This window comes from Vibrio sp. 10N.247.311.51, assembly GCF_041467855.1.
Lineage (GTDB): Bacteria > Pseudomonadota > Gammaproteobacteria > Enterobacterales > Vibrionaceae > Vibrio > Vibrio coralliirubri.
On the sequence record NZ_JBFSVK010000008.1, the window covers coordinates 189,624 to 195,623 of the forward strand.

At 43.8% G+C, this 6,000-nt stretch carries 8 protein-coding genes; 4 read left to right on the plus strand and 4 right to left on the minus strand.

Annotation, left to right across the window (positions count from 1 at the left end; all coding sequences use genetic code 11):
* Positions 1-39: 39 nt before the first annotated feature.
* A complete protein-coding gene (gene dapE / locus AB6E85_RS10150; protein WP_048616137.1) occupies positions 40-1,176 on the minus strand; it encodes a succinyl-diaminopimelate desuccinylase in 1,137 nt (378 codons plus the stop codon).
* Between the two features lie 98 nt (positions 1,177-1,274).
* On the minus strand, positions 1,275-1,622 hold the full coding sequence (locus AB6E85_RS10155) for an ArsC family reductase (RefSeq protein ID WP_017060699.1): 348 nt from the start codon (positions 1,620-1,622) through the stop codon (positions 1,275-1,277).
* Between the two features lie 205 nt (positions 1,623-1,827).
* On the opposite strand from AB6E85_RS10155, the gene AB6E85_RS10160 reads away from it, so the two are divergent.
* On the plus strand, positions 1,828-2,115 hold the full coding sequence (locus AB6E85_RS10160) for a helix-turn-helix domain-containing protein (protein WP_004734273.1): 288 nt from the start codon (positions 1,828-1,830) through the stop codon (positions 2,113-2,115).
* Between the two features lie 90 nt (positions 2,116-2,205).
* Here AB6E85_RS10160 and AB6E85_RS10165 read toward each other — a convergent pair whose 3' ends face one another.
* Together AB6E85_RS10165 and AB6E85_RS10170 are read right to left on the minus strand one after the other, a co-directional pair.
* A complete protein-coding gene (locus AB6E85_RS10165) occupies positions 2,206-2,538 on the minus strand; it encodes a DUF4156 domain-containing protein (RefSeq protein ID WP_081229453.1) in 333 nt (110 codons plus the stop codon).
* Between the two features lie 12 nt (positions 2,539-2,550).
* Positions 2,551-2,895 (minus strand): DUF2956 domain-containing protein, encoded by a 345-nt coding sequence (locus AB6E85_RS10170; protein WP_059019943.1) that lies wholly within the window; start codon positions 2,893-2,895, stop codon positions 2,551-2,553.
* A 109-nt stretch (positions 2,896-3,004) separates the two neighbouring features.
* Between AB6E85_RS10170 and AB6E85_RS10175 the strand changes: the two genes are divergently transcribed.
* The 3 genes from AB6E85_RS10175 (at position 3,005) to AB6E85_RS10185 (ending at position 5,711) form a co-directional block, all read left to right on the plus strand.
* Entirely contained in the window at positions 3,005-3,466 is a 462-nt protein-coding gene (locus AB6E85_RS10175; protein ID WP_048612193.1) for a DUF2919 domain-containing protein, read from the plus strand.
* A gap of 66 nt (positions 3,467-3,532) precedes the next feature.
* Entirely contained in the window at positions 3,533-4,456 is a 924-nt protein-coding gene (locus AB6E85_RS10180; RefSeq protein WP_372142503.1) for a Dyp-type peroxidase, read from the plus strand.
* A 121-nt stretch (positions 4,457-4,577) separates the two neighbouring features.
* The gene (locus AB6E85_RS10185; protein WP_372142504.1) at positions 4,578-5,711 is read left to right on the plus strand and encodes a flagellin; all 1,134 of its coding nucleotides are present in this window, start codon (positions 4,578-4,580) and stop codon (positions 5,709-5,711) included.
* Positions 5,712-6,000: the final 289 nt, after the last annotated feature.

Sequence of the window (6,000 nt, forward strand, 5' to 3'; positions counted from 1 at the left end):
CTCTCAATAATTAGATGCTATCAATCGCTGATGAAAGAACTATTTAGCGAACAGGTTCACTAATGTTCTCTCATACATGTCGGTTAGCTTCTCTAAGTCAGCCACTTTCACGCATTCGTTAACCTTGTGAATTGTTGCGTTCACAGGGCCTAGTTCTACCACTTGTCCTTTCATTCGAGCAATAAAGCGTCCGTCAGATGTACCACCTGTGGTAAGCAGCGCAGGCTTAACATCATTTACATGACCGACAGCATCGACAATAGCATCAAGCAATGAGCCTGCGTCTGTTAAGAACGGGTCGCCATTGAAGGTCCATTTCAGATCGTATTCGAAGTCGTACTTATCGAGCGTCGTTGTGATTCGTTCAACGATGATGTCGTTGCTTAACTCTGTGCTAAAACGCAGGTTAAACTGAACATTAAACTCACCAGGAATCACGTTTGAAGCACCCGTACCTGCGCTTACATTTGGGATTTGGAAACTGGTTGGTGGGAAGTAATCATTACCTTTGTCCCACTCAGTCGTTGCCAACTCGTTGATTGCAAGCAGCGAGCTGTGTACCGGGTTGTTCGCAAGGTGAGGGTAGGCAACATGACCTTGTGTACCTTTAATCGTTAGGTCGCCAGTGATAGAGCCACGACGGCCGTTCTTAACGACATCACCCACGAACTCAGTGCTCGATGGTTCACCAACGATACACATATCGATGTTTTCACCACGTGCCATTAATGCTTCAACAACACGTACTGTACCGTTGATGAAAGGGCCTTCTTCATCTGAAGTGATCAAGAAACCGATTGAGCCTGTGTGGTCTGGGTGTTTGGCAATGAACTGCTCGACGGCAACAATCATTGAAGCCAGAGAGCCTTTCATATCCGCAGCGCCACGGCCATGTAGGAAACCGTCTACGATAGTCGGTTCGAATGGCTTGGTATTCCACTGTTCGATTGGGCCTGCAGGTACCACATCAGTGTGACCAGCAAAAGCAAACAGAGGCGCTTCTGTACCACGGCGAGCCCAGAAGTTGGTCGTATCTTCAAATACCATCACTTCGATTTCAAAACCGAGTGCTTTTAAGCGTTCAATCATCAGGTCTTGGCAGCCTGCATCTTCTGGTGTTACCGATTGACGGCTGATTAGGTCTTTTGCCAGAGCCAAAGTTGGGCTATCTGTCATCCTTGAATTCCTTGTTTAAATAAAACGTCTAGTCATTAATTTTTAGGCGCTGATTCACTGTTCAACGTCCTGTTGTCTGTCTATGTCAATACAACGATCTAAGCAAAAATAGCCGCGTATTGGTCGGCTTTAAATCCGATGTGAAGCTTACCTTCAACTTTTAAGATTGGGCGCTTGATCATGGCAGGTTGTTCAACAAGCAAAGTCACTGCTTTTTCTTCTGTTAGGGTGTCTTTCTGTTCTTGAGAAAGTTGGCGATAAGTCGTACCACGTTTGTTTAGCACAAGCTCCCAACCTAGCTCAGAGCAGAAGCTTGTTACTAGCTCTTCTGTGATGCCTTGTTTGCGATAATCGTGAAATTCGAACTCGATACCTTCAGCTTCGAGCCATTTCTTTGCTTTTTTAATGGTGTCGCAATTTGGGATACCAAACATGGTGATAGTCATTATTCTTCCTTTGAGTGATTTTATTTCATTGTTATGAGTTGAATCCTATCAGGAAGCAGCAACTCAGACAAAATAGAGTGATGAATATTTCATAGAGTGAAAAAAAAGCGTAAGAAAATGTCACTATTGGAGACTTATTGATCAGCCTCAACATGTTGTCAGCGAAAAAAGAAATAATTGAGCTGCACATATATAGGAGGTGTCAATGGAGTTGAGTCCTGTTTTTGCAAGGCGGCTATATTTAGCATTGTTAGTGGAAAGCCTTGATAGGCCAAATGTGCCTAAACTCATCGAAAAAACGGGGTGGCCTCGTCGTACTATTCAAGATGTACTCAAGGCGTTACCGGGGATCGGTATTGAACTTATGTTTGTTCAAGATGGGCGACGTCATAATGATGGCTATTACCAGTTATCCGACTGGGGGCCATTTGACAGTCAATGGGTTATCCAGCGTAAAGGCGATATAGCAACAAGCCTTGGATTTAGTGCATAAGCCAGCGAAAGCTGGCTTTCTTTTTTTGAATAGAAATAGTAGGGAGTATCTCGCTCATTTGAGTGGTGAGCTACCTCATTACGTTTCTATTTACTTACACAGATAGACAGTTCCCAGCATAGTCACGGAAGTGGAAAAATCTTGGGGAAGTGTGAATATCACGGTATCTGCGCCGAGCTCAATCGTATTCGACTTGAGTTCATTCATGGCGCCTTGAATCAATGTGTCATTCGGGTAAAACAGGTAGCTGTACCAATGGCCTTCGCTGCCAGTGACTTCCCCTTTATACTCGCATTGCTCGATATTAATCACACCGTGGTAATCCATTTGCACTTTGTCAGCTTCGCTATGAGGTATTGATGTTGGTGTCGTGCAACCTAACAATGCACCACTCATAGCTAAAGCGATTAATTCCTTTTTCATACGATTACCCTGTTATTTCATCAAATAAATTGCGAAGCCTATCCAGCTAGCGACCAGTAGTAGCCACGGTAATTTGCTGCCGTGATTTGATGTTGTTGCAACACTCGTGTCGACATTCTGTTCTTGGTCTTGATTAGTCTGTTGAGTTTGTTTCTCTTTCTGTACTCGCTTTTTTGCTTTGTCGGCTTGGCGACTGCGCTCTTTTTGCTGTTTCTTGTACAGTGCGATGCCTTTCTCGATACCTTGAGCAATCAACTTAGTTTGTTCTTTGGTTTGAGCTGGCTTTTGAGTCGCTTTGGCTATCTTCAGTGCTTCTTGTTGAGATTCAACAGACGGCGTATTAGTTTTCTTTTTCATACTGAGTTCGATAATTAAAACGGATTGGCTACTAAGATAACGCAAAGCTAGTTAAGTATGAATGATTTGCGTTAAAGTGTTAGTTTGAAAATAACTGAAAGTGAGATTTGTGCGGTACTCCATAGAACAATACGATAAGCACGGCTTTTTAAAAGCCCCAATCCTATTATGGTTAGGTTGGCTGTTTCTGGCGAAAGCTTTGGTTGTTTTCATTGTCGCAGGAGCAAGCCGAGAGTCGGGCACTGACATACTCGAAATTATCTATCCAGATCATCAAATGTTTTATGTCGGGATCGCGTTGAGTGTGCCTAGCTTGCTACTGATGTGGCTATTTGGGCTAAGATCGCCAGATAGAAAACGCCTCAATAAAGTCGTGTCTTGGGGGCGTTGGGTCACCATGACGGCTATCTTGGCGCAGGGCTCCCATACAATTTATTTAATCTATTTGGATAATGGATGGTTCCGCTGGTCCAATGGCATTACTTTATTGCTGCTTTTATGGTTATCGCTTTACCTGACCAATAGCCATGCTGCTAGGGACTGCTTTAAAGTGGTTGAGCACGAAGACTGATTCTCATCAAAACATTTGTCCCATTCCCAATTATACTTAGAAGCTAAAAAATGAAAGGATTAATCTATGCTTAACATCTCAAATGAGCAGCCTAAAATTCAAAGCGCTATCTTGCCAGAAGCTGGGCCTTTCGCTCTTTATGTTCAACTGAAAGTGAATGCTAACGCTGCTAATGTTTTAGCGGAACTTCAAAAGCTTCCGAGTTTAATCGACGAACTAAACCAAACTCAACCTGATGCGAACTTAACGGCATCGGTTGCGTTCTCAAAAGCTTTTTGGGATAAGTTCGAACAAGCAGCGCCCGCTGATTTGATTGACTTCCCTGCGCTGGGTGAAGGTGATATCACTGCACCGAGCACACAGTCTGACGTTCTGATTCACTGTCATTCAAACCGACATGATCTGCACTTCTTTATCTTGCGTAAATTGCTATCTGAAGTAGCGGCTGATGTTGAAGTGGTTGATGAAACTTATGGTTACCGCTTCCTAGACTCTCGTGACATGACAGACTTTGTTGATGGCACTGAAAACCCGAAAGATGCACAACGTGCTGAAGTCGCTATTGTGCCTGAGGGTGAATTCGCTGGTGGTAGTTATGTGATGGTGCAGCGTTTTGTGCACAACCTGCCAGCTTGGAATCGTTTGAATGTGTCGGCACAAGAGAAAGTGATTGGTCGAACTAAACCTGATTCAATTGAGTTAGATGATGTTCCTGCGGCGTCTCACGTTGGCCGTGTGGATATCAAAGAAGAAGGCAAGGGGCTTAAGATTGTTCGCCACAGCCTACCTTACGGTACTGCTACGGGCGATCACGGCTTATTGTTCATTGCTTACTGTAACGTTCGTCATAACTTCGATGCGATGTTAGAGAGCATGTACGGCGCAACAGATGGCAAAACAGACCAACTGCTTCGCTTTACCAAAGCCGTGACTGGGGCTTACTACTTTGCTCCTTCAACTGACATGTTAAGTGCATTAACGATTAAGTAAATCGTCTCATCTGCAGTAAAGAAAGGGAGCCTCAGGGCTCCTTTTTTATTAAAGCTTTATATGAACTGGTCGATATAAGAGCAATCGTGGGTTTTATTCATCTTTTTGTAAGCGAAGGTCTATGGCTATCACTGTTAATACGAATGTCTCGGCGTTAGTGGCTCAGAGAAACCTCTCTAACGCTAATAACATGCTGAATCAATCTTTGGAGCGCTTAGCTTCAGGGAGCCGTATTAATAGCGCAAAAGACGACGCTGCTGGCTTACAGATCTCAAATCGATTAGAAGCACAGATGAGTGGCATTGATGTTGCCGTTCGAAATGCTAACGACGGTATCTCCATTATGCAGACTGCAGAAGGAGCGATGAATGAAACCACTAATATCATGCAGCGGATGCGAGACTTGTCGCTACAAGCAAGTAACGGCTCGAATAGTTCATCGGAACGAATCGCTATTCAAGAAGAAGTTGCCGCCTTAAATGACGAGCTGAATCGAATTGCCGAAACCACTTCATTTGGTGGTAAAAAGCTCCTTAACGGCAGTTTTGGGCACACCTCGTTTCAAATCGGCGGCAGTTCGGGCGAAGCTGTGCAGATTGGTTTGAAAAGCATGCGTACTGATGACATCAACATGGGCGGCTTTAGCTACGTTGCTAATGGAAAGGCCAGTGATTCATGGGAAGTGAAATCAAACCAGAATGATATGACGATGTCGTTTACTGACCGTTTTGGTCAGCCACAAGAAATCACCATCAACGCGAAAGCGGGTGATGATATCGAAGAGTTGGCGACTTACATTAATGGTCAAACCGATCTCGTATCGGCTTCTGTCAATGATGACGGACAGCTTCAGATTTATATGTCTGGTGAAGATACGGCGGGTACGATCTCTTTTTCAGGTTCGTTAGCCAGTGAGCTTTCCATGTCTGCGGGTTATTACGAATCAGTCGATGACATCAATGTAACGGATGTGGGTGGTGCTCAGCGTGCCGTCTCTATTTTGGATACGGCGATGAAGTATGTCGATAGCCATCGCTCTGAATTAGGGGCAATGCAAAACCGCTTTGATCATGCCATTAATAATCTTGAAAACGTTCATGAGAATTTGGCGACATCAAACAGTCGCATCAAAGATACCGACTATGCCAAAGAAACCACTCAAATGCTCAAGCAACAAATACTGCAGCAAGTGAGCACAACGATACTCGCTCAAGCCAAGCAAGCGCCGAATCTAGCTTTAACGTTGTTAGGTTAATGAATTGCCTCGAATCTTATAAAGGCATTTCAGCTTAGCTAGTGCTTTTTGGCGAATAAAAACACAATTTCCCACTCGACTGACTTCCTGACAACTTTAGCGATTTTCTCATCTTTTTTCGATAATTTTACGACCAGTCACGCTTTCTTTTGCTTTACCGCTATTTCTTTAATTTTGTTGTTTTTTTCCTAAAGGTTTCGTCAATCACGCCGTTATTAAAAGTAACTTAGAGATAACTACTTGGTTTTCCGAGACGTCGGAAACCGCTATACCGGAAAATCAATTGGAG